Source organism: Sinomicrobium sp. (assembly GCA_029266035.1).
GTDB lineage: Bacteria > Bacteroidota > Bacteroidia > Flavobacteriales > Flavobacteriaceae > Sinomicrobium.
Genome location: JAJUFH010000027.1, coordinates 16,507 through 40,249 on the forward strand (window position 1 = coordinate 16,507; position 23,743 = coordinate 40,249).

A 23,743-nucleotide genomic window follows, 5' to 3' on the forward strand; every position below is an offset into this window, starting at 1 on the left:
TGTATCTCATAGGATTTTTTTAGCAAAATTCTTTTCTTTACATCTGTTCAAAAATCATTTTCGAACTTTGTTAAAAGCTCTGAGACCCCATTATGAATATTACTATAGAAAACATTTTACTCATAGGTTCTGTTCTACTCTTTATCAGTATTTTAGCAGGAAAAACCTCCTATCGTGTGGGCTTGCCCACACTTATACTCTTTCTCGCCATAGGAATGTTGGCGGGATCTGAAGGAATTGGAGAAATTCATTTTAACGATCCGGGAGCTGCGCAATTTGTCGGAGTGGTCGCCCTGAATTTCATCATGTTTTCTGGGGGACTGGAAACCAACTGGAAAACCATTCGTCCCATACTCGGACAAGGGATCGCTCTTTCTACCCTTGGAGTTTTACTCACTGCGGTATCAGTAGGTACTTTCGTATGGGCTATTTCCGATTTCACCATATACGAAGGCCTGTTGTTGGGAGCCATTGTCTCTTCTACCGATGCCGCTGCTGTTTTCTCCATACTGCGCTCTAAAAACATTGCTTTGAAAACTAATATACGTCCAACCCTAGAGCTAGAGAGCGGAAGTAACGATCCTATGGCCTACTTTCTCACCATAGCTATGCTCGGGCTTGTTCTCAACCCTCAAGATAGTGTGTGGTCGGTTTTTCCCATGTTCCTACAACAAATTTCCCTCGGTGCCTTATTAGGTTTTCTAATGGGTAAAGTTTCCAAATTTGTCATCAACAAAATCAATATAGATTTTGAAGGACTCTACCCGGTACTGACAATAGCTCTGATGTTTTTTACCTTTTCTCTTACCGATTTTATCGGGGGTAACGGTTTCCTAGCTATTTACCTCTGTGCGGTATACCTCGGAAACCAAGACATCATACACAAAAAGACCATCATAAGGATGTTTGACGGACTAGCTTGGTTGATGCAAATCGCGCTCTTCCTCACCCTAGGTCTGCTCGTTTATCCCAGCCAAATACCTCCCATACTCGGGATAGGAATACTCATTTCTATTTTCCTTATTTTTATCGCCAGACCTCTCAGCGTATTTATCAGTCTCATGTTCTTTAAAATGAAGCTTCGCAGAAGGTGGTATATTTCATGGGTTGGACTTCGCGGAGCAGTCCCAATAGTATTTGCTACCTATCCCCTGCTCGCCGGTATCGACAAGGCAAATCTCATTTTCAACATTGTATTCTTTGTTTCCGTCACCTCCGTGCTAGTCCAGGGAACCACATTGTCTATTGTTGCAAAATGGCTGCACGTTGCCCTTCCTCATAAAGCAAAACGCAAAACTCCTGTAGACATCTTTCTTTCCGATAGTGCCAAATCGGTACTCGAAGAGATATATTTAGAAAACGACAATCCTTCTATTGGCAAGAAAATTGTAGATCTTCACTTTCCTAAAAATGCCATTATCGCCATGATTAAAAGAGACGACAAATACATCACGCCCAACGGAACTACAGTGCTAGAGGAGCAAGATGCCCTGATGGTACTGGCAGAAAACCGGGACGGTATGGAACAGGTTTACGCCACATTGAATGTATACGACCAAGAGGAAGACGCTTAACGCTACTCCTCAACGGTTATTTCCACAGGCTCTCCATTGGCAACACCGCTTATTTTTTCCCCGTTATACTGCAAAATATAACTTCCGGCCTTGTCTATTTCATAGGCCTTTTTAAGATTAAAAGTTATGCTTACTTTCTGTCCGGGTACCAAAGTATGATAGGTGTCTTCCGGAGCGGGTGTTACGCGCTTTACCATTGGTCCGAGATAACCTACCTCTTTCCCCTCACTATCTGTAACTGTCAAAAATTTACTTTTAATCCCCTCAAAAGGAGTGTGATAGGCAGTAAATTTCAAGGTGTCCTGAGTGGGATTTGTCACCGTAAACCTAATCGTTATATCATCCTGCAAGTTCAAAGTCTTGCCATCAGTTCCTATAGTGGCGTATAAACCGGTGTATGTCGGTTTTGATTGCTGACATTGTGTGGTTAAAACGAGAACCCCTATCAACAAGGTAATATTGAAGATTTTTTTGATCATTTTACTCTGATTTTAGATTACAAAATTATTAAAAATACTGATGTATCGGTTCGTTTTACGCTTTTATACGACATTCTATCGTCAAAAAAATACCTCTCCCCTTCACAACACATCAGGCTGCGATTGTAATATTTGAAGAAAATATTTTTTGCCATGACTTTTTTTGTATCCGACAAATTAAACATTATTCGTCTTAATCGCGTATTTTTGATACTGAACTCATTTTGAATCACGATCAAAAGATATGCCAGAAAACAACCACGAAGCCAGATCGCTATACGAGCTTTACGAATATTTGGGCTTACCCATTCAAGATATTCGAAAGTGGGAAGGCTTTAGTATACACAACTTGAAAGATACCGGTTTTGATTTGCCCTATGAGTCTCCTTCCTTTCGCCCCGACTATTTTTCCTTTCTGTTTGTAAAGAACGGCAGTGGAAAATATACCATTGATGAATATGAGTTTGAGGTAAAACCAAAATCCGTCTATTTTACTAATCCAAGTAACTACCGTACATTTAGCTGGAAAACTATTGAAGACGTCTACCTCATCACCTTCGACGAACTTTTCCTCAAAAAGTATGTCAGTCCGGAAGTATTTGAAGAATTTCCTTTTCTGCTGACGGAAACTGTTAGTCCTAAAACAGTAAACCACGACTTTTACGACGCGGCCGATAAATTATTTAAAGCGATACGACAAACCTATTTAGAAGGAGCTACTAACGACAAGCACAAGATTGTAGGCCATTTACTGGCAGTGCTCTTATATCGCGTAAAAGAATACTTCTAGAGCGATTACAACCCTATCGATGAAGGCAACAGAAGCTCTCAGATTGTAAAAACGTTTAAGAGAACACTGGAAAAACACTACCGCGACCTGAGTGCGGCCAAGGTAGAAAGAGTATATAAGGTACAGGATTATGCAGATGCCCAAAACCTCAATGCCAATTATCTGAGCAATGTGATAAAAAGCAAAACCGGTAAGCCCATCACCAGCTGGATAGCAGACAAAACCATAGCCGAAGCAAAACTACTCTTGGAAAAATCTACTTTGAGTATTAAGGAAATAAGCTATCGTTTGGGATTTTCGGAAACTGCACATTTTAGCAATTATTTTAAAAAACACACTGCGATGAGTCCCCTTACCTATAGCAAACAACATTAGGCCTCCTCCCCTGTCTGTAATATTTGCAACGAATACTGTAGTACCCGCAATATCCAAGAGTCTTATCTTCATACCTTTGTAGTGTAAAAATAAAAAGTACAGAAATGAAAAATTTAGCAGACAAAGTAATTCTCGTTACCGGTGCATCCAAAGGTATAGGCGCTGCAGTAGCAAAGCGATTGGCACAGGCAGGAGCCAGTGTTATCGTAAATTATGCCGGAAGTAAAACCGAGGCAGAACAAGTTGTAAAAAGTATTCAAACCGAAGGCGGATCTGCAGTAGCAGTTCAAGCAGATGTGAGTAAGCCCGAACAAGTAAAAGAGCTCTTCGACCGGTCCATCGAGCCGTTTGGAAAAATTGACGTATTGGTCAACAATGCCGGTATAATGATTACCAAGCCCATCAAAGACACTACCGACGACGATTTTACACGACAGTTTGACATCAATGTACGAGGAGTATTCAACACCCTGCGCGAAGCAGCTACCAGGCTTGCAGATCACGGGAGCATCATCAATTTCTCCACTACAGTAAACCGCTTGATGCTACCTACTTATGGTACCTATGTGGCTACAAAAGCTGCGGTAGAACAACTCACACGTGTATTTTCTAAGGAAATAGGCAGGGGTATCAATGTCAATTCAGTTTCTCCCGGACCTACCAATACCGAACTCTTTATGAAAGGAAAACCACAGGAAGTGATCAATCACCTAGCCTCAATGAATCCGTTTGGAAGAATAGGCGAACCCGGCGATATAGCTGAAGTAGTTGTTTTCCTAGCAAGTGACGAGGCCAAGTGGATCAATGCGCAAAACATAGGTGTGAACGGTGGAATGGCTTGATGTTGTTGGTTTGGGGTTTAGTTGTCGATATGAGGCAGGGCGTTGTACATATCGAAAGTGCCCTCTGTGATCTCGATGACCTCTCCGGTTGCATAGCCTTGTTTCATACCTTTTAGTGTGGCTGAAAAGCTTCCTTGAAGCCGGTTTGTTTTTCGTTGTTCCACAGTGCCGTCGCTTTTTTCAAACTCGGTGATGGTCAATGTTCCCACATAGGGCGAACCCGCAGGATCGGCGCGTGATACAAAAGCAATTTCCGAAACAGCCTTGTTGTAATAATGTATTTCGGCCGTACCCGGTGCCATTCCCGATTGGGTAATTTCAGATGCTATCGGGTAAGATCCTAGGGGATTGTCTATTTTGTCGAGAGGCAAGCGAAGCGTAATAGAAAATGTTTCCCCCTCGCCCGATTGCATGGCAGTCAGCAATATATCATACGAATCGTCGATTTCATCAATGGTCAATCCCGGTTCGATAAACTTTACTTCAAAAGAATCGTCGGTTTCCCACGGTATACCATCTACCCTCATTTTCAGATAACTGTCAAATGAACTATTGTTTTTGTCACCATCACCCTTAGAGCAGGATGTTATAAAAGCATAAGCAGTAAAAAGCAACCAAAGGGCCTGGGTTAATTTTGTTTTCATCTTTAATAGATTTTTGTCAGTTTTAGAGCTATTGGTCGCAATCGCAGTTTACTCCGGTGACAAACACACCTCCCGAAGTGATTTCATTGTAGTGGGTACGGTCAAGAGAAAATTCAGCTTCCACAGATACCATCCCTACTTCTTGCGAGTTTTCTACCCCTCCTTCCCATTTTATAACTGTTCCAGTGATACTCAACTGTATCCATTGCCCAGAGTTTTCCTTTACAGTTAAGGTAATTTCTCCTTTATTATTAAATCTTCCTTTGTCATATTCAAATCCGTCAAACTCACCAACACTTAATTGCAATGCATGAAAGAAGTTGGCCGTATACGTTGTTCCCACAGGGGTATCTCGGTCAAATTGTACACCATCTTCCGACATAAAATCGAATACTGGGTCTGTATCCCCGTTAGCTTTGGTCTGTCCTATAGAAATATTTAAGCTTGATTTTCCGTCGGGTCCGGTTGCTGCGTTGAGCACTATATAATCCTGTCCAAACTTATTCGGAAGAGTGGTCTGTCCGTCTATGGTAACTTTGTACCAACACTCCCCCTTGGCTTCTTTATCCTGATTCTCTTCTTTTTCTTTAGAACAAGACGTCACTACAAAGCCTATGCAGAACAGCAATATTGTTTTTTTTAAAATTATTTTCATAATTCGTCGTTTAAGTTTTTACACTAAGTCAATTATATTACCGTTGTTTTTTCCTTTTAAACAGCGGAGTTTATTGTGCCTGTCAGGCAATGACGGAGGAGCTGTAGAATAATAATCACTGCCGACAGGGCTTAATATCTCATTCAGAAATTCACTCTCGATTTAGGGCAACACTATTTTAATTTGCCTTTTTATAAGTGTATTCCCTAGTTTGAACAACGACATCAGAGCCTCGGTTGTACACCTCTGCTTTTTCAGGATAGCCTTCTTCATTGTATGTATATTCAAAAATCTGATCTGTCACTACACCAGAGGAAGTTGTTTTCACCGCTTGAACGTTGTTGACTGCGCTTATCTTCCAAGGCCAGGGAAAACAGCTAAAATGTCCATTCATATCGTCGTAATCACTATTCTCAATAATACTATTTGTCGAGACCATGTTGGCTACGGTCAGGTTTCCTTTGTCGTCAAAAGTGTAGGTATTGGTAACCGAACCTTCGTCGTCTTCAGAAATAAAGGTTTCAGAAACAGTGTTTGCAGCATAGGTATATCGAATAGTAATTGGGTCACTGTCGTCATTCGGGTCGTACAAACTACCCGACACGGGTTTGTCGCCTGCTTCATAGGTATAATCTTCTCTTAGATTAGCATTGCCATCTGGCTCGATATGGTCTAACCTAATCAGTCTACCGGAATTGTCGCGACTTATGTCAAAACCAGCCTCAGTATCGGAAAACCTTACAGCAATAAGCAAATTTTGATCGTTGTACTGATAGCTCTCCACGATTTTCCCATTTACCTTAAACTGGGTCAGCAAAAGCGTATTGTTTTCATTACCAGTTGTAGGGTCTGTATAACAAGGACTTTCTTTATCGTTGGGATCGCACTCATCGTCATCCTTACTATCTGAACAGGAGTTGAGTGTACTGGCTACCCATAACAGGCAAATTAATTTTGGAAATATTGTTTTCATAGTTTGTGAATTTTAAAGTGTATCATTAAAAGTTATAAGCGATATCGATGGCAGCTTCCGGCACGGGTTCGAACATGGAATTGTCGGGGATAAAATCCAATTGAAAGGTCGATACAAAATCACCTTTTGTATACCAGTTTTGAATGCTGAGAGGTATTTCTGCACTGTCCTTTTTCAATACTGCAGTAAGCATATATCGCCCTATCGGAATATCTTTGATATAGCCGTATTCCTCCCAATGAGGATCGCCGTATTTCAGCCTGAATTTTCTTCCCTTCGAACCGTCTATCAACAAACCTACAGGATTAAATATCAGTTCTATGTCTTCGTAATCATCCTCAAAACGATCTACAGTAAGTACGGTGAGCTGCCCCCCGTAAAAATAAGCTTCATTCTCAGGATCGGTTCGCGCCAGTCTCCACCTAAAATTGCGTATACCTCCCTCTTCTGAGAGCGAATCGTTATTGTCGGGATACAGTTGTATACTATAAGTTTCTCCGTTGTACTCTTTTTTAAAACAAGCATAGGCTACCCAGCTGCCAGTATGCAGCTTAATTTTGTAGGTACCGTCTTTTTTTGTTGTAGCTTGGAGATAAGAGTCCTTAAATTCTGTATTGTAGAGATAGATCTTTGCTCCGGCAATGGGATCGCCTTCAGTGTCGACCACCTTTCCCCTAGCATAGCCTGTTTCGATATTATACTTGTCATTGAGGTTATTATCTTCCTCGTCAAAGGAAAACGCAATAAGTATCAATATAACCAATACCCATATTTTAAGTTTTGTTTTCATTATCTTACAGTTTGGTTACTTTGTTTTGAGTGAATGGTGCTATTGGAACAAAACTACAATAGGCTTCCGGGCTGTTTTACCCCCAAAAGGGGGGTTTTTATTCGATTGGCAATACGCTATCTTTGTCTTAAGAACTAATTGACAATGAAAACTTTACTCCTACCCATATGAAATTTCACTACACTGCCAAAATACTGCGGCTATGCTTGCTGCTCATTCCGCTAATGGGCATCGGACAAAACTTGGATTCGTTGGAACAAGCGCTAAAAAAACAAGACATCACTGCAAGCGAAAAGATCAAGCTCTATGACGATTTGAGTTGGTTTTACAACAGTGTAGATGTAAAACGCTCACTGACATTTGGAAAAAAGGGCTTGGAACTCGCCAAAAAAAACGGCGATAAAAAAATGGAGGCCACCTTTTACAGAAATATGGGTGTAGCCTATTTTATGGGCAGTGTATACGATACAGCTACCATATACTTAGACAAGGCCAAACCGATAGCCTTGCAGCTAAACGACTACCGGATGCAGGCCTCTATTTACAATACATATGCCAATATCTATCGCGTTCAAAGCGCCTATGACAAGGCGATAGAAAACTACCTCAATGCAGCCCAAGTACTCGAAACCAACAAAGATCTACACAAGCTCACTCTGGTGTATTCCAATATTGGAGGTACTTACCAAATTATACACAATTATGAACAGGCACTCTTCTATTTAAAAAAAGCGGAAAAACTTGCAATACAAAACGGTGACGACGAAGGTCTGGTCTCCGTTTATATTTCCCTGAGCGACATTGGCCTCTACAACGATATACCAAAAGAAGAATCGATAAGCTATGCACAAAGGGCGATTGAACTTTGTAGAAAAATAGGTAATAAGTTTTCAGAAAACAAAGCGCTGCAAACCCTGGCAAAGATATATTACCATCACGATGATTACGACAAGGCAGAACCTCTTGCCTTACAATCGGTTAGCCAAGCAAAAAAACTGGGCTTTCCCCGACTTATAGCCGAGGGACTTAGCTTGGTTACCAGCATTTATCTCTATCAGGGAAGATATACCGAATCGATTGCAATAGCCAGGGAAACACTAAAAATCGACTCTACTGATACCAATATTTCCATAAGCGTGTATAGCAATTTGGCACAAGCCTATGCGTATCTCGGAAATCCTGATTCAACCCAAACCTACTTAAACCATTACCGAGTGACGGTCGATAAATTCGCCAACCAATCGTACCAAAGTTCGCTATCGGCTATGGAGGTTAAATACGAAACCGAAAAAAAAGAACTCAAAATAACCGCTTTGGAGAAACAACGTCAACTATACATTTGGCTCGGGATTGCAGGTACAGTTATTCTACTTATCGCTCTGGCCTTTGCCTTTATACGCTACCGACTGGCGGTAAGTCGCCGCAAACTGGCCGAAAAAGAAAAACAACAGCTGGAACAGGAAAGGCAACTGGTAGCAGTACAAGCCACGCTAGACGGCGAAGCTGCTGAGCGCAGTAGACTGGCCAAAGACTTACACGACGGACTGGGAGGAATGTTGTCTGCTGTCAAACTCAACCTCCCACAGCTAAAAGGCGATGCTGCTGTACTGGAAACTATCGATGTAAACCGATTCCAGAAAGCGCTGGGAATGTTGGACGACTCCATTCAGGAGCTGCGTCGGGTGGCGCACCACATGATGCCTGAATCATTGCTGCGCTACGGTTTAAAAATATCGCTGTCCGATTTCTGCGATGCCATACCTGCTGCCGACTTCCACTACTTCGGGGACGAAGCTCGACTGCCTGAAAAATTGGAAATTATGGTGTATCGCTGTATTCACGAACTGGTAAACAATGCCTTAAAACACGCCGAGGCCAGTCATATCAACGTACAGCTTATACAGGAAGACGACCGTTTGTCGTTTACCGTACAAGACAACGGCAAAGGCTTTGATCAACATACCGCAACCGAGGGTATGGGACTTCACAATATCCGACAACGCGTCGAAGCCTTTAAAGGTCAACTAAATATCTATTCCACACCAAAAGGAACAGAAGTACACGTAGAATTAGAATTGACCCAAACAGAACAAGATGATTAAAGTAGCCATAGTAGACGACCATAAGATACTGACCGAAGGACTAAAAGGACTGATTGGAGAATCGGGAATAGCCGAAGTGGTCGGTATAGCACACAGCGCTGCCGAATGCCGGAGTTCCATCAGTTTCTGGAAACCAGAGGTGTTGATGCTCGATGTCGAACTACCCGATATGAGCGGTATTGAGTATTGCAAGGAGCTGAAAGAGCGCTTCCCGGATGTAAAAATACTCGCTCTGACTACCCATAACGAATACACCATAGTGCGACAAATGCTAGACAATGGCGCTTCGGGTTATCTGATTAAAAATGCTATGGCCGACGAGGTGCTTCAAGGCATAGAAGCCGTGGCTTCAGGAGAGGTATTTCTCTGCCACGAGATCGACCTCTTGATGAAGCGCCCCTCTGAAAAAAACATCTGGCTCACCGATCGAGAGAGAGAATTGCTAAAGCTGATCTCTGAAGGACTCACCAATGGAGAGATAGCCGACAAGATCTTCCTGAGCCCGGAAACTATCAAGGGATACCGCAAAAACCTATTGTTGAAATTAGGAGCAAAAAATACAGCCGTACTGGTAAAAATGGCCGTTGAGCAAAAGCTGATATAAACCGAAACCAAACAACGGCTTCAAACAGATCCTCGCTACATTTTTAGGGAAGGCTACAGTTTCTTGCCAGCTTTCAATTTCTATATTCTGTCTACAAAAATTGCAACTGACCGATTCAAAATTTTCACCAGGGTCTATAAACTCAACATTGTTTGTTAGGATCGACCTTATTTCATTTTCCGAAAATTCAGTAGCCAAGTATATTATTACTTCTTTCTGATGCTCCATTGAAGGTTTATAATTGGGTTCTAAATGTACAACCACAATTACGGTGTATTCGACTACGTCCCCAATCCACTCCGAATTGCTTAAAATTTGTACTAATCCGAAAATAATCGCTAATTTAACTCGCAACTAACATAATACTTAACCGTTGTCCACTAGTTAATGAAAAAATGGACTAAAATACCAGATATTGAACTCTATTCTGATGGAGGAGCTGAACCAAATCCAGGGAAAGGTGGTTTTGGAGTGATTTTATCATATCAAGGAAAGAGAAAAGAATTTTTTCAAGGTTATAAATTAACGACGAACAACCGAATGGAATTGATGGGAGTTATTTTTGGATTAGAACGATTAAAAACAGAATCTAATGTTCAAGTATTTACAGATTCTAAATATGTAATTGATGGAATAACAAAAGGATGGGCTGAAAAATGGAAAAAAAACGAATGGAAAAGAAATAAGAATAGTCCAGCAATTAATAGTGATTTGTGGGATAGATTACTAAATGCAATTTCTAAACATAACGTAGAATTCAATTGGGTAAAAGGACATGCAGGACATAGAGAAAACGAACGTTGTGATACTCTTGCAAATATTGGATTAAATTCCGAAGAACTTATTGAGGATGTAGGATACGAACCTAAAGAAATCTACAATATCCAAAATTCCCCTGCCAATAAATCGTTTACAAAGACAAAGAAAAGCAAGATTAAAATAGAAAACGTAGGTGACGAATGCCGAAAATGTGGAGAACTGGTAATAAAGAAAACACCAAAAAAGAAAAAAATTAAACCAGACCAATCATATTATTTTGAGTACTATCTTTTTTGTCCTTCTTGCAAAACTATGTATATGACAGAAGACGGAAAAAGAGAAATCGTTAATGAAAATAAATTGTTTGAATAAAAATAACCTTGACTAATAACACATAGCTACTTTTACAGCAGATTCTTATAGCTCAGGGTAAGTCGAATCCGTACGAAATTGCTAATGATAGTACGTATCCCAATCAACATTATTTACGGTTTTATAAAAAGAAAAATAAAACCAGTAGTCAACAATTACAATAAGTAGTTGCTTGTCCTTGCCTACTTCGGAAGTTAGCCACCACTCATCGCAATTGTTCATAACCTAAACCGTTATGATCTCATTTTCAAATAACACGTATTCAAAAATAAAAATAAACACGTATCTTTGTTGAAAAGATATATGATATGAATACGAAATTAACTTTGACAATAGAAAAAGAGGTCATTGAAGTTGCAAAGGAATATGCAAAAGAGAAAGGACAAAGTCTTTCGGAAATGGTGGAGAACTATTTCAAGTTTGTAACACTAAAAAGAATTAAACTTAAAGAAAAGCAACTTTCTCCAAAAGTTAGAAAATTAAGAGGAATTATTAAAACAGAAAATGACCTTGACTACAAACAAATTTTAACCGAAGAACTTTCCAAAAAATATGGAGTATAAACTTTTTTTGGATTCGGACGTTGTCATCGATTTTTTCACAGACAGAGAGCCGTATGTGAATCCTGCAAGTGAACTTTTTGAACTCAATGAACAAGGAAATATAAAATTGTATTTGTCTGCAATAAGCATCAATAACATTTACTATATCACAAGGAGATTTTTAGGACATAAAAAAACACTTGAAGTCATCGAGATGTTAACAGAAATGACAGAGATTATCGGAACGACAAAAAAGGAGATTATTCAAGCTTTGAAAAATAATTTTTCAGATTATGAAGATTCCATTCAATATTCCTCTGCACTGACAATAAAAGATTTAGACGCAATTATTACACGAAATATAAAAGATTATAGAAATTCTTCGATCGCTGTTATGACACCATCGGATTTTCTAACAATGAAAGAAAAAAACGAGAAGTAACTACTTGTCATAGCATTGACAGAAAAAATGGGACGAAATTGATTTTCCACCTTGTCCCGTCAAATACGCTTTGAAAATAGTACCAATAAAAAAACGCTCAAGTGAACTTGGCGTTTTTTTTGGTACTATTTATTCGTGCGCTTCACAGAACAATTTTCGAACCATTTTATGCAGGATTTGAAGAAGTTGGTGGTTGAAAAAATCGGATAGTCCGGAACTCTACTGATAAAAAAACAGCATTGAGTTTTAGCTATACACTCTCTAAGGATGCCCATAGGGGATTAAGAAATTTAGGTATTAAGCAGGATTTCTATAACAGGACCGTATTTCTAAGAAGTTTTGAACGAAATTGCAGGGCGGTGTCATTTCCTATAGGTTATCTAAAGGACTTCGGAGCTTTGTTTTCGTGTGGTTTGATACATGAGTATAAATCTGGGTGGTTTTTATAGAATTGTGCCCTAAAAGTTCCTGGATAAACCGAATATCGGCCCCGGACTCCAATAGATGTGTAGCGTAAGAATGACGTAAGCCGTGTATCCCCACTTTTTTGCGTATGCCAGCCGATTTCATCGCTTTCCGGAAAACGGCTTGTACACTACTTTTGGAATACGCCCCGCCATAAGCCCCTTCAAACAAGAAGTTTTTGGGCTTATAAAGACGGTAATATTGTCTGAGCAAACCCAGTATCGATTCCGGAAGGGGTACGTAACGATCTTTTTTACCTTTGGCAGAAGCAATGAGCACATATCGGTTTTGACTGTCTATGTCCCCAATTTTCAGTTTAACCACTTCACTTACCCGAAGCCCCATGCCATAACACAGTTTTAAAATAAGCAGGTGTTTAGGGTTTTTTACCTGTTCAAAAAGTTGTTTTATTTCATTTTTGTTCAGCATTTTGGGTAAAAGCTGTGGTTTTTTGGGACGAGGGATATCAAAAAACATTTTGGGGCGGTGCAAAACCTGTTCAAAGTAGAATTTTACAGCATTGATTTTTCCGTTGATCTTACGCTCACTCATTTTTTCTTTTTGCACACAATAGAGAAAATAGTCCTTGAGCCGTTGTGGCGAAAGACCCTCCACCGGATGCTCGCCGATAAGTTTTAGCAAATGGGCAAATTCGGCCAGGTACATTCTGATAGTGTTCGGGCTATAGGCCTTTAGTTGTAGCTGATTTCTAAGACCTTTAAATGCCTTTTGGTTAACGGGGTGAATGTGCAAATCCAGTGTATGCCCCAAAGGTTTGGTCTTTAGCTCCAATTGTGTGCGGGTGGAAGGAAAATCAGGCAAGTACCAGGCTTTGTTGGTCTGGCTCCATTTTGCCGAAGGGAAACGCTTTTTGAGCTCATCCTTTAATTGTGTGCTGTAGGGAAAACGAATGAAGATAACTTTCTTTCCCCGGTGTTCACCGAACTCAAAACTATAGCTGTTTAAATCCATATCCCAAATGTTTAAGGGATAAAAGTAATCAATTTTTGATATACAAAATAATGAATGATATATAAAATGATGAATTAATAAAAATTTTCTAAACCTAAGTAAATACTGTTACTTTTTGCGATTAAGGTATTTTGTTAATAGAAATGGTTAATTGTGTATATTTGTGTGTTACCCAACATATAAAAAACGAGATTCCGAGATAAAATTTTATATCTTTGAAAATTATGAAAACCAATAAAATTGAATGAAATTAACAGCGGAACAACTCTATAAAAAACTTGTTGAAGACTATAAATTAATCGGAGAAACAGGAAATATAAAATTTACGGTTAAGGATTTAAGCATTTTAATACAAACAAAAGACACCGTTGGAAATTTACTTCAAGAATGGTTAAAAGCTTGGTTTCAGAAAGAACAAATTGACTTTGAAGAAAATACAAATTCTCAAACATTTCCAGACTTCCTACTTGACAAAGACGACCACAAAAAAGGACTTTTAGAAGTCAAATCCTTTGATTTCGATAGAGGCCCAGGATTTGATTTAGCAAACTTTGATTCTTATTGTAACTCGCTTTTAGACAACGCTTATCGAATAGATTCTGACTATTTGATTTTGGCTTATCAAATGAATAATGGAGTTATAAGCATTAAAAATGTTTGGCTAAAAAAGATTTGGGAATTAGCTTGTCCGAGTAGCACGTATCCTTTAAAAGTTCAAGAAAAGAAAAGTGTTATTTACAACATACGACCAAGTATTTGGTATTCCGACCGTTCTAAATTCAAGCCATTTAATAGCAAAGAAGAATTTTTATCGGCATTAAACAATACACGATACCAATATCCTCAAACAAGACATACAAACGGACATTGGTTAAGAAACGTCTTAAAAAACTATCAAGAGCATACAGGAGTTTCTTTGACAGTAGAATAAACCAAATTACTCTCATAAATTTCGGCAAGCTCTTTTGCAACGTGTTCCACAACAGGAACTGCAACCGTATTGCCTAATAAATCAAAGGCTTCAGTTTCTTTTACAGGTATTTCGTACCATTCAGGATAACCAAACAGTCTTAAGCCTTCTCTTATGGTTAATCTTCTTAATCCACCATTATCAGGAACGGCTAACCTAGAAACATCAGTTGCTACAAGTGTAGGAGCAATATCATTTGGGTCAAGAATTTTATTGATTTCAAAACTTAATTTTCCAGTAACAATATTGTAGCCTTTAGGTTTTGTTGTATCATAATCCCTATATTTCTTCTCACCGTTTTCTGTTATCTCACGAACCAGTTTTTTAGGATGTTCAAATCTTAAATATCCCTTTTCAACTAAATCATTCAACATTTCTTCTAAATTTTGAGATTGATAGAATGTAGATATTTGTTCAAGATTTAATGGCATTCCATCCATCCAATCAATACCAATTTTTTCAGCCCAATGCTTTTTCCGTCTTTCTTTAAACAACTTGTTTAATAAGACAATTTGTTCATCAGAGACTTCGCCTTTAATTCCAATATCCCAACTATGAATATTGTTATTTCCACCTCTTTTATCTTTAATAGATTTACCGTACAAATCTTCAATATCGAAATGGCTTAAAAGCTTTTTTGTTAAATCAGTATTCATTGTTTCAAGACCATTTTCCAATATGGACTTTAAAACTTTAAAGCTTTTAGATTCGGTTTTTATATTTGGCTTTTTATCTTTTGTTCCTACAATAAATATTCTTTTTCTTGATTGAGGTAATCCAAAATCAATGGAGTCCAAAACTTCCCAAGAAACCTCATAACCTAATTCATTTTCAAGCTTGTAAAGAATTGTAGATAAGGTTCTTCCTATTTCATCATTTTTATTTTCCAAATCGTGTTTTACAAGTCCTTCCACATTTTCTAAAATAAAACCATAAGGCTTTTTATCTCTCAAAATTCTTTCTATTTCAAAAAATAGTGTTCCTCTCGTATCAACAAATCCTTGACGTTTCCCACCAGCACTAAACGGTTGACAAGGAAATCCACCCAATAGAAAATCAAAATCAGGAATTTGCTTATTTTCAACTTGAAAAATATCGCCTACAAAATAATCGTGATTAAAGTTTTTAGATAAAGTTTCTACAGCATAAGGCTTAATTTCAGAAGTCATTACACATTCTGTTTCAAAACCTAAATCTTGAAATGACTTTTCAAAACCTAATCTAATTCCACCAAGTCCTGCAAATAAATCTATGAATTTTACTTTCTGCATTTTATTGTTTTTTTAGGTTATAATCGGCTTGAGGTTCAGCAGCAATTGCTAATTGACTTTCGTATTCTTCAATTTCTATTTTTTCACATCCAATTACTGTTAAGCATTGTAGAAAAAAAGCCGCACTAAATGAACCTCGACTGATTTTACTATCGATACTTGATTTAGTTTCTTCAATGCCTATTTGTTCAAGCATACTCGCCAAGTCCGAATTTGAAATTCCTCTACGAACCAATTCTGACTTCAATAAACGTTTGACTTTATCATTCCAATCTGACATAATAATAGATTTGTCTCGTTGCAAATTTGACTAATAATTTGTAAATATGCAAATAAAAAGGCAGAAATAAAAATACGTTGGGTAACAACGTGTATAAATAATAGCGGTTTAAGTACTTAAATCAAAGTGATTTCCGTAAATTTATCGTCAGTACAAAACCGAAAAGTTAGCGTGTTAATTCCGCTACTATTCATACACAAACCGTTGTATGCCATGCTGAAAAAACCACCGCACAAATAGCACATTTGGTTTTTGCCGACACACAGGCAAACGCTGAAAAACCAAAAGAGCTATTTTTTAGCCAACGCTCGGACAGAAATAGAAACTGAATTGAATGAATAAAAAAGACTTATCAGAATCGGACATAAAAGCAAAGTTTATCACTCCTGCAATACTGAATGCAGGTTGGGACGAACTGACTCAGCTTGGACGTGAGATATTTTTCACGGATGGCCGTATTTATGTGAAAGGAAAACTGACCGCAAGAGGAAAAAGAAAATTTGCCGACTACATTCTGTTCTACAAACCGAATGTGCCAATTGCCATCATTGAAGCAAAGGACAACAAACACTCAGTAAAAGGCGGAATCCAACAGGCACTTGGGTATGCAAATACACTTGACATTCCTTGCGTTTTCAGTAGTAATGGAGACGGTTTCTACTTCCATGACAAGACCGCAACTGACGGACAAATAGAAAAAGAACTTTCACTTGAAGAATTCCCAAGTCCTGAAACGCTTTGGGAGAAATACAAAAAATACAAAGGCATTGAAAGCAATGACGTTGAAGAAGTTGCTTCTCAAGAATATTTTCAAGACGAATCAGGTAGATCACCAAGATATTACCAGCAGATTGCGATAAACAGAACCGTTGAAGCTGTTGCAAAAAAGCAAGACCGAATTCTTTTGGTCATGGCAACTGGAACTGGAAAAACATATACTGCTTTTCAAATCATTTACAGACTTTGGAAAAGTGGAGCAAAGAAAAGAATCTTGTTTCTTGCTGACCGTACCGCATTAATTGACCAAACCGCGAGAGGTGATTTCAGGCATTTCAAAGATGCAATGACAATCATTAAACACAAGCAAATAGATACAGCTTACAATATTTATTTGGCTTTGTATCAGGGTTTGTCCGACAGCAAATCAACAGATGCCTACAAACAATTTAGCCCTGACTTTTTCGACCTAGTAATCATAGACGAGTGCCACAGAGGAAGTGCAAAAGAAGACAGCAAGTGGCGTGAAATACTCGCCTACTTCAACAAGGCAACTCATATTGGCTTAACTGCCACACCAAAGGAAACTACAGAAGTTTCAAACATTGAATATTTCGGAGACCCGATTTACACCTATTCTTTGAAACAAGGAATTGATGACGGTTTCCTTGCTCCTTACAAAGTGGTTAAAATCACTTTAGATATTGATGCAGAAGGCTGGCGCCCACCAAAAGGATATTTGGACAAAGACGGAAATCCAGTAGAAGACAGAATCTACAACAGAACTGACTTTGACCGTAACATCATTGTCGAAGAAAGAAGAAAATTGGTTGCAGATAAAATCACGGAATTTCTAAAAGGAAATGACCGATTTGCAAAGACGATAGTTTTCTGCATTGACATTGAGCATGCCGAAGGCATGCGAACTGCATTGGCTAACGCCAATGCGGATGAAGTTGTTAAAAACAGTAAGTACGTTATGCAAATTACGGGCGACAATGAAGAAGGAAAACGTGAGTTGGATAGCTTTATTAATCCTTCTGAAAAATACCCAGTTATTGCCACAACTTCAAAATTGATGACTACTGGAGTTGATGCTCAAACTTGCAAATTGATTGTTCTCGATAGCAATATTGGTTCTTCCACTGAATTTAAACAGATTATTGGTAGAGGAACAAGAATCAATGAAGAATATGGCAAGACCTATTTCACAATTATTGATTTTAGAAATGTTACCAATCATTTTGCCGACCCTGACTTTGACGGTGATCCTGTAATGATTAAGCAAGTGGGCGAAAATGATGACCTCACAGGCACAGAAGACGAAACTACCGAAGAAGTTATCACCGACATTATAGACGGAGAAGAAATTGAATTCCCTGAATATCCAGAAATCGAAGGCGGAGGAGACATTGTTGAAGAACCGAGAGTGAAAATTCGGGTTGATGGCGTGCAGGTAAGAGTGGTTAATGAACGAGTTCAGTATTTGGGTGCAGACGGCAAAATAATCACAGAAAGCATTCGGGATTATACCAAGAAAAGCGTTGGTGAGAAATTCAAAAGCCTTGATGATTTCCTGAATCGGTGGAATGCATCTGAACAGAAGAAAGTCATCATTGAAGAATTGGAAGACCAAGGAATTTTCTTCGAACCACTCAAAGAAGAAGTCGGAAAAGACTTTGACCCTTTCGATTTGATTTGTCACGTAGCTTTTGAGGCAAAACCATTGACCAGAAAAGAACGAGCAGAAAACGTGAAGAAACGCAACTACTTCACAAAATATGGAGACAAAGCCCAAGCGGTTATCAATGCTTTATTGGATAAGTACTCTGATGATGGATTGGTAACCATTGAAAGCACAGAAGTATTGAAGCTTGACCCACTCAACAAATTGGGAACACCTTTAGAACTTATCAAAGCCTTTGGCAGCAAGGCTGAATACATCAAAGCATTAAAAGAATTAGAAAACGAATTATACAAAACGGCATAAATGGCAAACGTAGGAGCAGTAGTAAGTAGCATCCGCAACATCATGCGTCAAGACAGAGGAATCTCTGGTGATGCACAACGATTGGAGCAGTTGGGTTGGATGCTATTCCTAAAAATAATTGACGACAAAGACCAAGAATTGGAAATCATAAAAGACAATTATGTTTCTGTAATTCCTGAAAAATTTCAATGGAGAAATTGGGCATCAGACCCAGAGGGAATGACTGGTGATGAATTGCTTGAATTTATTGACAGCAATGCACAAAGCAACAAAGGTCTTTTTGCTTCTCTTCGAGAATTGAATGTTCCTAATCATCCAAAACGTGCTGCTATTGTTCGTGAAGTGTTCGAAGGCTCAAACAACTACATGAAGTCGGGCTATGAAATGCGGAAAGTCATTAACAAGCTTAATGAGATTGATTTCAATAACTCGGAAGACAAACACATTTTCGGAAACATCTACGAAAGCATTTTACAGGAATTGCATGATGCAGGAAACAAAGGCGAATACTACACGCCTAGAGCCGTAACGCAATTGATGACCCAAATGACCAATCCAAAATTGGGTGAAAAGGTGCTTGACCCTGCTGCTGGAACGGGTGGTTTCTTAACGGCAGCCATTGACCATGTTCGAGAGAATTTTGTAAAAACAGTTGATGACGAACACATTTTGCAAAACAGCATTACAGGTTGGGAACTAAAACCTGTGGCTTATGTCTTGGGCTTGACCAACTTGATACTGCACGAAATGGACGTGCCCGACTACCACTACATTGACAGTTTAAAAAAAGAGTATAACAGCATTGGTAAAAAAGACCAAGTAGATGTAATTCTTGCCAATCCGCCTTTTGGAGCGAGTATAGCAGACGGTGTAGAAACCAACTTTCCTGCAACCTATCGTTGTAAGGAATCTGCCGACTTGTTTGTGATTTTGATGCTTCAATTGCTAAAACCAAATGGACGTTGTGCCATTGTTTTACCAGACGGATCCATAACAGGTGATGGTGTAAAAGCAAGAATTCGTGAAAAGCTTTTAACCGACACCAACCTACATACTATCATTCGCCTACCACAGACCACCTTTTTCCCTGCAATGGTAAGCACCAATTTATTATTCTTTGAAAAAGGCAGCCCGACCAAAGAAATATGGTACTACGAACACAAATTGCCCGAAGGACAAAAAAGCTACTCTAAAACAAAACCCATTCAGTTTGAAGAATTCCAACCCGTTATTGAGTGGTGGAATAACCGAAAGGAAAGTGATGTTTCTTGGAAGGTTGATGTAGACGACTTGAAAGATTGGGATTTGGATATAAAAAACCCAACCGTTGAAGAGAAGGAAGAACTAAAATCTTCTGCCGAAATTCTGGATTCGCTTAGAAAGAATTTTGAAACAGGAACATCCATGATTAATGAACTTCAAACTTTAATCAAAGGATGAAAGCAACGGATTCATATCGTCTAATCAATGAAAGTCCGTTAAAGGGTATCATTCTTTACTATTCAAATGTAGTACTGGAAAATATTAAGCCTGTAAAGCTTAAAACTGTAATTTCTGAGATACAAACAGGAAAAACACCGCCTAAGGCGAATTCCAAATATTATCAAAGTCAGGACATTGACTGGTTTAAACCCAGCGATATTGGAAGAAGTAAATATTTGGAAGAAGCGGAAGAAAAATTTTCAGAAATCGCATTAAAGGAAAAGAAAGGCACATTGTATCCGAAAAACACCTTGCTGATAATTGGCATTGGTGGCGGTGTAGGGCGTGTTTCATTGTTAAGGAACGAAGGTTCTTCAAATCAACAAATCACTGGCCTTTTATTTAATGATGAAATTTTTCCTGAATGGGCATATTACTACTACTTGGTACGAGAAGATTATGTCAAGTCTCAAGCGAAAAGCATGTCCTTTCCAATTTTAAATCAAGCAAAGATTAAGAATCTGGATTTCAAATATCCTTCAAAAAATGAGCAGATTGAAGTATGCAAATTTCTTGACCATTGTTGGGAGTGCTATTTGAACAATGCACTTCCTGAAGTTGAAACCTTTCAGATACCTCAGGAATTAAAAACATACACGATAAAGCAGTTTAGCGTTATTAAAATTGATGAAGGAATTAAAGGGTTAATTGAAAATCAAAAAGGACTTATTACCGAACTCAAACAAGCCGTTCTGCAAGAAGCTATACAAGGCAAACTAACCGTAGAATGGCGAGAACAAAACCCTGATGTAGAATCTGCAAGTGAGTTACTCAAACGCATCAAAGCTGAAAAAGCACAACTCATTAAGGATAAGAAAATACGAAAGGAAAAACCATTTCCGCCTATTACAGAAGATGAAATTCCTTTTGAATTACCTGAGGGTTGGGTTTGGTGTAGGTTGGGTGAGATTTTCCAAACAACATCTGGCGGAACACCGAACAGAAGTAATTCTAAATACTGGAATGGTTCAATAACTTGGTATAAATCAGGAGAATTAAATGATGGATCACTTTCAGTAAACTCACAGGAGAAGATCACTGAACTTGGTTTGAAGGAATCTTCTGCGACTCTATTTCCTGAAGGAACTCTTTTAATTGCTATGTATGGTGCAACTGCTGGCAAACTTGCAATCCTTAGGCGAGATGCCACAACGAATCAGGCTGTTTGTGGTTTCTACAAGAACCCATTAATTGAATCTGAATACTTGTTTAATTATTTAATGGCAAATAGGTCAAAAATGATTTCTGAATCTTGGGGAATGTCTCAACCGAACATTAGCCAGACCTATTTGAAAAATTTTGTTTTTGCTCTTCCACCTTTAGATGAACAGAAAAGGATTGTAGAGATGGTAAAGGATTTAATGGAAACAGTTGAGCATTTAAAATCAGAAATCACTCAAAGCGAACAACTAGCCCAAATGTTAATGCAAGCGGTTTTGAAAGAAGCATTTGAAAGTAAAAAAGAAGAAGCTCATGCCTAGACTAAAACAAATTACGATTGAAGGCTTCCGCTCAATTTCTGATCAAATCGTTATCAACTTCCCTGAAAATCAACCGACAGTACTGATTGGAGAAAACAACTCGGGTAAATCTAATATCATTCGAGCAATTGAACTCATGTTTGGCGAGTTTCACCCCAAGTATAAAAAGCTTGATGATTATGACCACTTTGACAGAGACACAAATAATCAAATAACTATTGAGGCACAAGTTTCAGGTTTTGCAGGGCGTCTTGGCAGAGCTTCAGAATTTAGTTGTGGCGGGTTCAATTTTAGAGCAAAGAGAGGGAGTGAAAATGACTTTGCAGCGGTTCAAGCAGAAGACGGTGGCGAGAACGTATATGTGAGCACAGCACTACGTGAAGAATTGCTTTGTGTGGTAGTCAACTCGGAGCAAAATTTGAATTACCAATTAAGCTATTCAACCAAATACACCTTGTTATCTCGTGTTACAAAAGCCTTTCACGACAAACTCACAGAAGATGAAGAAAAGGTAAACCGCCTAAAAGGTTTCTTTGAAGAAATAAAGAACACGTTTCTTGAAGTTGAAGAATTCAACGCTTTCAATACAAATATGTCTGCTCTCGCTGAAAGTGTTTTATCAAACATGACTCATGCACTTGCGTTTGACTTCTCTGCTTATGACCCAAGTAATTATTTCAAGACAATGCGGGTTCATCCAACTGAAAATGGAGAAACTAGAGCCTATGAAGAATTAGGAACTGGACAGCAGCAGATTTTAGCACTTTCATTTGCCCACGCATACGCCAAATCATTTCTTGGTCAAGGTTTAATTTTCGTCATAGATGAACCAGAAGCACATCTGCATCCATTAGCTCAAAAATGGCTGGCAAAGCAGATGTTTAAAATGTCGGAAGATGGCTTGCAGGTAATTCTTACCACTCATAGCCCCTACTTCATTGATTTGAAATACATCAATGGAATTAATCTTGTTCGAAAAAGTGAAGGTTCAACGTATGTAGTTAGCAATGATGCTCAATCACTTTACGATCATTGTATTGCAACTGGTTCTAATCCAGGGAAAACTCAATTGGCAACAGTAGTTCCATTTTACGCAAATCAAGCGACAGCTCATATTCTGACAGGCTTCTTTGCAAACAAGATTGTTTTAGCTGAAGGTTTAACTGAAGAACTTTCTCTGCCAGTTTATTTTTCTCGTTTAGGTTTTGACCCGACTGAATACGGAGTGGAAATTATCGGAGTGAATGGTAAAGGAAATCTAGCCAAATGGTGGCGACTTTTTACACTCTACAAAATCCCAGCCTACATCTGCTTTGACAATGACGTTCGCTCAAAAGATGACGAAAATGGAAGTCGCAGAAAAGATGCTTTGAAAGCGATAGGAATTCCAGAAGCAGATCTTAATGGAGTACTTGGAATTGATGACTGGAATATTTCTGAACAGTTCTGTGTGTTCGGGACTGACTTTGAAACCACAATGAGAGCTTCATTTGACGACTATGCTGAAATTGAAACTGAACAGAAAGAATTATTGGGAAGCAACTCAAAACATATTATCGCAAGAGAGACAGCAAAACGAGTAGCAATTGACGTTGAAAGTGCTGGACAACAAAGACTTTTAGAAGTGATTGAACGAATAAAAGCATTGGAAATATGATGCCAACCCTACGCATCCATACACATTTGCAAGCCGCTCAAAGCCAACGCATCAGCCAAAGCTTGACAAAGAGTGTGTCTGAGCCAACGCACGGACGAAAAGAAAGCACGGGCATACAACATTGTATAAAAGCAATAGCGGGTGAAGTGGTAAAATCAAGGTCTGTGCATTTAATAAACTTTGGTGGTGGCAGACAGGTAATCGCTCCGAAATCCGCTACTGCTCTTATACTTGACCGTTGGCGGTAATTTGAAGAAACAATTAACAACGAAAAACATTCAAGAAAATGAAGCTATAAGTAACTGTAAGATAGAATAAGAATTGAAATATCCTTTAATACGCAAAGTAGAAAGGGCGATTGTTAATATTAAAAAATTTGAGTTATGTATATAAATTCTATATTTTTATTCCTTAAAAATCAAAGGAAATGACACAATTTAAAGGACAAAATATCATAGACTTTTTGAAAGTTTTCCCGGATGATGCTTCCTGCAAGCGCTATTTGGCCGAGTTGA

22 protein-coding genes are annotated in these 23,743 nt (G+C 38.6%); 14 read left to right on the top strand and 8 right to left on the bottom strand.

Features of this window, described 5'->3' with window-relative positions:
• The first annotated feature begins 92 nt into the window (after nt 1–92).
• Entirely contained in the window at nt 93–1,574 is a 1,482-nt protein-coding gene (locus tag ACYZZR_RS11310) for a potassium/proton antiporter (RefSeq protein ID WP_461534119.1), read from the top strand.
• 2 nt (nt 1,575–1,576) lie between these two features.
• On the opposite strand, the gene ACYZZR_RS11315 is transcribed toward ACYZZR_RS11310, so the two are convergent.
• Entirely contained in the window at nt 1,577–2,053 is a 477-nt protein-coding gene (locus ACYZZR_RS11315; RefSeq protein ID WP_461534120.1) for a hypothetical protein, read from the bottom strand.
• 244 nt (nt 2,054–2,297) lie between these two features.
• Between ACYZZR_RS11315 and ACYZZR_RS11320 the strand changes: the two genes are divergently transcribed.
• From ACYZZR_RS11320 to ACYZZR_RS11330, 3 genes are all read left to right on the top strand, one after another.
• Nucleotides 2,298–2,843, top strand: a complete 546-nt coding sequence (locus tag ACYZZR_RS11320; RefSeq protein ID WP_461534121.1) for a hypothetical protein — start codon at nt 2,298–2,300, stop codon at nt 2,841–2,843.
• An 87-nt stretch (nt 2,844–2,930) separates the two neighbouring features.
• Nucleotides 2,931–3,218, top strand: coding sequence for a helix-turn-helix domain-containing protein (locus ACYZZR_RS11325; RefSeq protein WP_461534140.1), 288 nt, complete (start codon nt 2,931–2,933; stop codon nt 3,216–3,218).
• Nucleotides 3,219–3,322: 104 nt separating this feature from the next.
• Nucleotides 3,323–4,060, top strand: coding sequence for an SDR family oxidoreductase (locus ACYZZR_RS11330; RefSeq protein WP_461534122.1), 738 nt, complete (start codon nt 3,323–3,325; stop codon nt 4,058–4,060).
• A 17-nt stretch (nt 4,061–4,077) separates the two neighbouring features.
• On the opposite strand, the gene ACYZZR_RS11335 is transcribed toward ACYZZR_RS11330, so the two are convergent.
• The 4 genes from ACYZZR_RS11335 to ACYZZR_RS11350 form a co-directional block, all read right to left on the bottom strand.
• Nucleotides 4,078–4,704, bottom strand: a complete 627-nt coding sequence (locus ACYZZR_RS11335) for a hypothetical protein (RefSeq protein ID WP_461534123.1) — start codon at nt 4,702–4,704, stop codon at nt 4,078–4,080.
• 28 nt (nt 4,705–4,732) lie between these two features.
• The gene (locus ACYZZR_RS11340) at nt 4,733–5,359 is read right to left on the bottom strand and encodes a hypothetical protein (protein ID WP_461534124.1); all 627 of its coding nucleotides are present in this window, start codon (nt 5,357–5,359) and stop codon (nt 4,733–4,735) included.
• Nucleotides 5,360–5,537: 178 nt separating this feature from the next.
• A complete protein-coding gene (locus ACYZZR_RS11345) occupies nt 5,538–6,332 on the bottom strand; it encodes a hypothetical protein (RefSeq protein WP_461534125.1) in 795 nt (264 codons plus the stop codon).
• A gap of 25 nt (nt 6,333–6,357) precedes the next feature.
• On the bottom strand, nt 6,358–7,122 hold the full coding sequence (locus ACYZZR_RS11350) for a carboxypeptidase-like regulatory domain-containing protein (RefSeq protein ID WP_461534126.1): 765 nt from the start codon (nt 7,120–7,122) through the stop codon (nt 6,358–6,360).
• 167 nt (nt 7,123–7,289) lie between these two features.
• On the opposite strand from ACYZZR_RS11350, the gene ACYZZR_RS11355 reads away from it, so the two are divergent.
• The 5 genes from ACYZZR_RS11355 to ACYZZR_RS11375 all read left to right on the top strand — a co-directional run bounded on the left by ACYZZR_RS11355 (nt 7,290) and on the right by ACYZZR_RS11375 (nt 11,943).
• Nucleotides 7,290–9,224: a tetratricopeptide repeat-containing sensor histidine kinase gene (locus tag ACYZZR_RS11355; RefSeq protein WP_461534127.1), complete on the top strand. Its 1,935-nt coding sequence runs from the start codon at nt 7,290–7,292 to the stop codon at nt 9,222–9,224.
• Nucleotides 9,217–9,828, top strand: coding sequence for a response regulator (locus ACYZZR_RS11360; RefSeq protein WP_461534128.1), 612 nt, complete (start codon nt 9,217–9,219; stop codon nt 9,826–9,828). Before ACYZZR_RS11355 ends, ACYZZR_RS11360 begins: the two co-directional genes overlap by 8 nt.
• 387 nt (nt 9,829–10,215) lie before the next feature.
• Nucleotides 10,216–10,959, top strand: coding sequence for a ribonuclease HI (gene rnhA, locus ACYZZR_RS11365; RefSeq protein ID WP_461534129.1), 744 nt, complete (start codon nt 10,216–10,218; stop codon nt 10,957–10,959).
• A gap of 308 nt (nt 10,960–11,267) precedes the next feature.
• A complete protein-coding gene (locus ACYZZR_RS11370; protein WP_461534130.1) occupies nt 11,268–11,522 on the top strand; it encodes a DUF6364 family protein in 255 nt (84 codons plus the stop codon).
• On the top strand, nt 11,512–11,943 hold the full coding sequence (locus ACYZZR_RS11375; protein ID WP_461534131.1) for a type II toxin-antitoxin system VapC family toxin: 432 nt from the start codon (nt 11,512–11,514) through the stop codon (nt 11,941–11,943). Before ACYZZR_RS11370 ends, ACYZZR_RS11375 begins: the two co-directional genes overlap by 11 nt.
• A 369-nt stretch (nt 11,944–12,312) precedes the next feature.
• Here the strand turns inward: ACYZZR_RS11375 and ACYZZR_RS11380 are convergent, their stop codons facing one another.
• Entirely contained in the window at nt 12,313–13,380 is a 1,068-nt protein-coding gene (locus ACYZZR_RS11380; protein ID WP_461534132.1) for a tyrosine-type recombinase/integrase, read from the bottom strand.
• A 244-nt stretch (nt 13,381–13,624) separates the two neighbouring features.
• Here ACYZZR_RS11380 and ACYZZR_RS11385 point away from each other — a divergent pair, with 244 nt between their 5' ends.
• Nucleotides 13,625–14,311 (top strand): NgoBV family restriction endonuclease, encoded by a 687-nt coding sequence (locus ACYZZR_RS11385; protein WP_461534133.1) that lies wholly within the window; start codon nt 13,625–13,627, stop codon nt 14,309–14,311.
• Here the strand turns inward: ACYZZR_RS11385 and dcm are convergent.
• Both dcm and ACYZZR_RS11395 read right to left on the bottom strand, forming a co-directional pair.
• The gene (gene dcm, locus ACYZZR_RS11390) at nt 14,275–15,621 is read right to left on the bottom strand and encodes a DNA (cytosine-5-)-methyltransferase (RefSeq protein ID WP_461534134.1); all 1,347 of its coding nucleotides are present in this window, start codon (nt 15,619–15,621) and stop codon (nt 14,275–14,277) included. The genes ACYZZR_RS11385 and dcm overlap by 37 nt on opposite strands.
• Nucleotide 15,622: 1 nt before the next feature.
• Entirely contained in the window at nt 15,623–15,901 is a 279-nt protein-coding gene (locus ACYZZR_RS11395) for a DUF6471 domain-containing protein (protein ID WP_461534135.1), read from the bottom strand.
• Between the two features lie 334 nt (nt 15,902–16,235).
• Between ACYZZR_RS11395 and hsdR the strand changes: the two genes are divergently transcribed.
• Genes hsdR through ACYZZR_RS11415 form a run of 4 tightly spaced genes read left to right on the top strand, consistent with a single transcriptional unit; the run spans nt 16,236 to nt 23,228 of the window.
• Nucleotides 16,236–18,608: an EcoAI/FtnUII family type I restriction enzme subunit R gene (hsdR, locus tag ACYZZR_RS11400; protein WP_461534136.1), complete on the top strand. Its 2,373-nt coding sequence runs from the start codon at nt 16,236–16,238 to the stop codon at nt 18,606–18,608.
• Nucleotides 18,609–20,048, top strand: coding sequence for a class I SAM-dependent DNA methyltransferase (locus ACYZZR_RS11405; RefSeq protein ID WP_461534137.1), 1,440 nt, complete (start codon nt 18,609–18,611; stop codon nt 20,046–20,048).
• Nucleotides 20,045–21,571 (top strand): restriction endonuclease subunit S, encoded by a 1,527-nt coding sequence (locus ACYZZR_RS11410; RefSeq protein WP_461534138.1) that lies wholly within the window; start codon nt 20,045–20,047, stop codon nt 21,569–21,571. Before ACYZZR_RS11405 ends, ACYZZR_RS11410 begins: the two co-directional genes overlap by 4 nt.
• Nucleotides 21,564–23,228: an ATP-dependent nuclease gene (locus tag ACYZZR_RS11415; protein WP_461534139.1), complete on the top strand. Its 1,665-nt coding sequence runs from the start codon at nt 21,564–21,566 to the stop codon at nt 23,226–23,228. The genes ACYZZR_RS11410 and ACYZZR_RS11415 overlap by 8 nt, the downstream gene beginning before the upstream one ends.
• Nucleotides 23,229–23,743: the final 515 nt, after the last annotated feature.

Bases quoted from the DNA above. Each gene is read 5' to 3' on its own strand.
- ACYZZR_RS11370 (WP_461534130.1), top strand. From the start codon at position 11,268: ATGAATACGAAATTAACTTTGACAATAGAAAAAGAGGTCATTGAAGTT.
- ACYZZR_RS11320 (WP_461534121.1), top strand. From the start codon at position 2,298: ATGCCAGAAAACAACCACGAAGCCAGATCGCTATACGAGCTTTACGAA.
- ACYZZR_RS11410 (WP_461534138.1), top strand. From the start codon at position 20,045: ATGAAAGCAACGGATTCATATCGTCTAATCAATGAAAGTCCGTTAAAG.
- ACYZZR_RS11405 (WP_461534137.1), top strand. From the start codon at position 18,609: ATGGCAAACGTAGGAGCAGTAGTAAGTAGCATCCGCAACATCATGCGT.
- ACYZZR_RS11375 (WP_461534131.1), top strand. From the start codon at position 11,512: ATGGAGTATAAACTTTTTTTGGATTCGGACGTTGTCATCGATTTTTTC.
- ACYZZR_RS11310 (WP_461534119.1), top strand. From the start codon at position 93: ATGAATATTACTATAGAAAACATTTTACTCATAGGTTCTGTTCTACTC.
- hsdR (WP_461534136.1), top strand. From the start codon at position 16,236: ATGAATAAAAAAGACTTATCAGAATCGGACATAAAAGCAAAGTTTATC.
- ACYZZR_RS11360 (WP_461534128.1), top strand. From the start codon at position 9,217: ATGATTAAAGTAGCCATAGTAGACGACCATAAGATACTGACCGAAGGA.
- ACYZZR_RS11395 (WP_461534135.1), bottom strand. From the start codon at position 15,901: ATGTCAGATTGGAATGATAAAGTCAAACGTTTATTGAAGTCAGAATTG.
- rnhA (WP_461534129.1), top strand. From the start codon at position 10,216: ATGAAAAAATGGACTAAAATACCAGATATTGAACTCTATTCTGATGGA.
- ACYZZR_RS11350 (WP_461534126.1), bottom strand. From the start codon at position 7,122: ATGAAAACAAAACTTAAAATATGGGTATTGGTTATATTGATACTTATT.
- ACYZZR_RS11330 (WP_461534122.1), top strand. From the start codon at position 3,323: ATGAAAAATTTAGCAGACAAAGTAATTCTCGTTACCGGTGCATCCAAA.
- ACYZZR_RS11335 (WP_461534123.1), bottom strand. From the start codon at position 4,704: ATGAAAACAAAATTAACCCAGGCCCTTTGGTTGCTTTTTACTGCTTAT.
- ACYZZR_RS11340 (WP_461534124.1), bottom strand. From the start codon at position 5,359: ATGAAAATAATTTTAAAAAAAACAATATTGCTGTTCTGCATAGGCTTT.
- ACYZZR_RS11355 (WP_461534127.1), top strand. From the start codon at position 7,290: ATGAAATTTCACTACACTGCCAAAATACTGCGGCTATGCTTGCTGCTC.
- ACYZZR_RS11415 (WP_461534139.1), top strand. From the start codon at position 21,564: ATGCCTAGACTAAAACAAATTACGATTGAAGGCTTCCGCTCAATTTCT.
- ACYZZR_RS11380 (WP_461534132.1), bottom strand. From the start codon at position 13,380: ATGGATTTAAACAGCTATAGTTTTGAGTTCGGTGAACACCGGGGAAAG.
- dcm (WP_461534134.1), bottom strand. From the start codon at position 15,621: ATGCAGAAAGTAAAATTCATAGATTTATTTGCAGGACTTGGTGGAATT.
- ACYZZR_RS11385 (WP_461534133.1), top strand. From the start codon at position 13,625: ATGAAATTAACAGCGGAACAACTCTATAAAAAACTTGTTGAAGACTAT.
- ACYZZR_RS11345 (WP_461534125.1), bottom strand. From the start codon at position 6,332: ATGAAAACAATATTTCCAAAATTAATTTGCCTGTTATGGGTAGCCAGT.
- ACYZZR_RS11315 (WP_461534120.1), bottom strand. From the start codon at position 2,053: ATGATCAAAAAAATCTTCAATATTACCTTGTTGATAGGGGTTCTCGTT.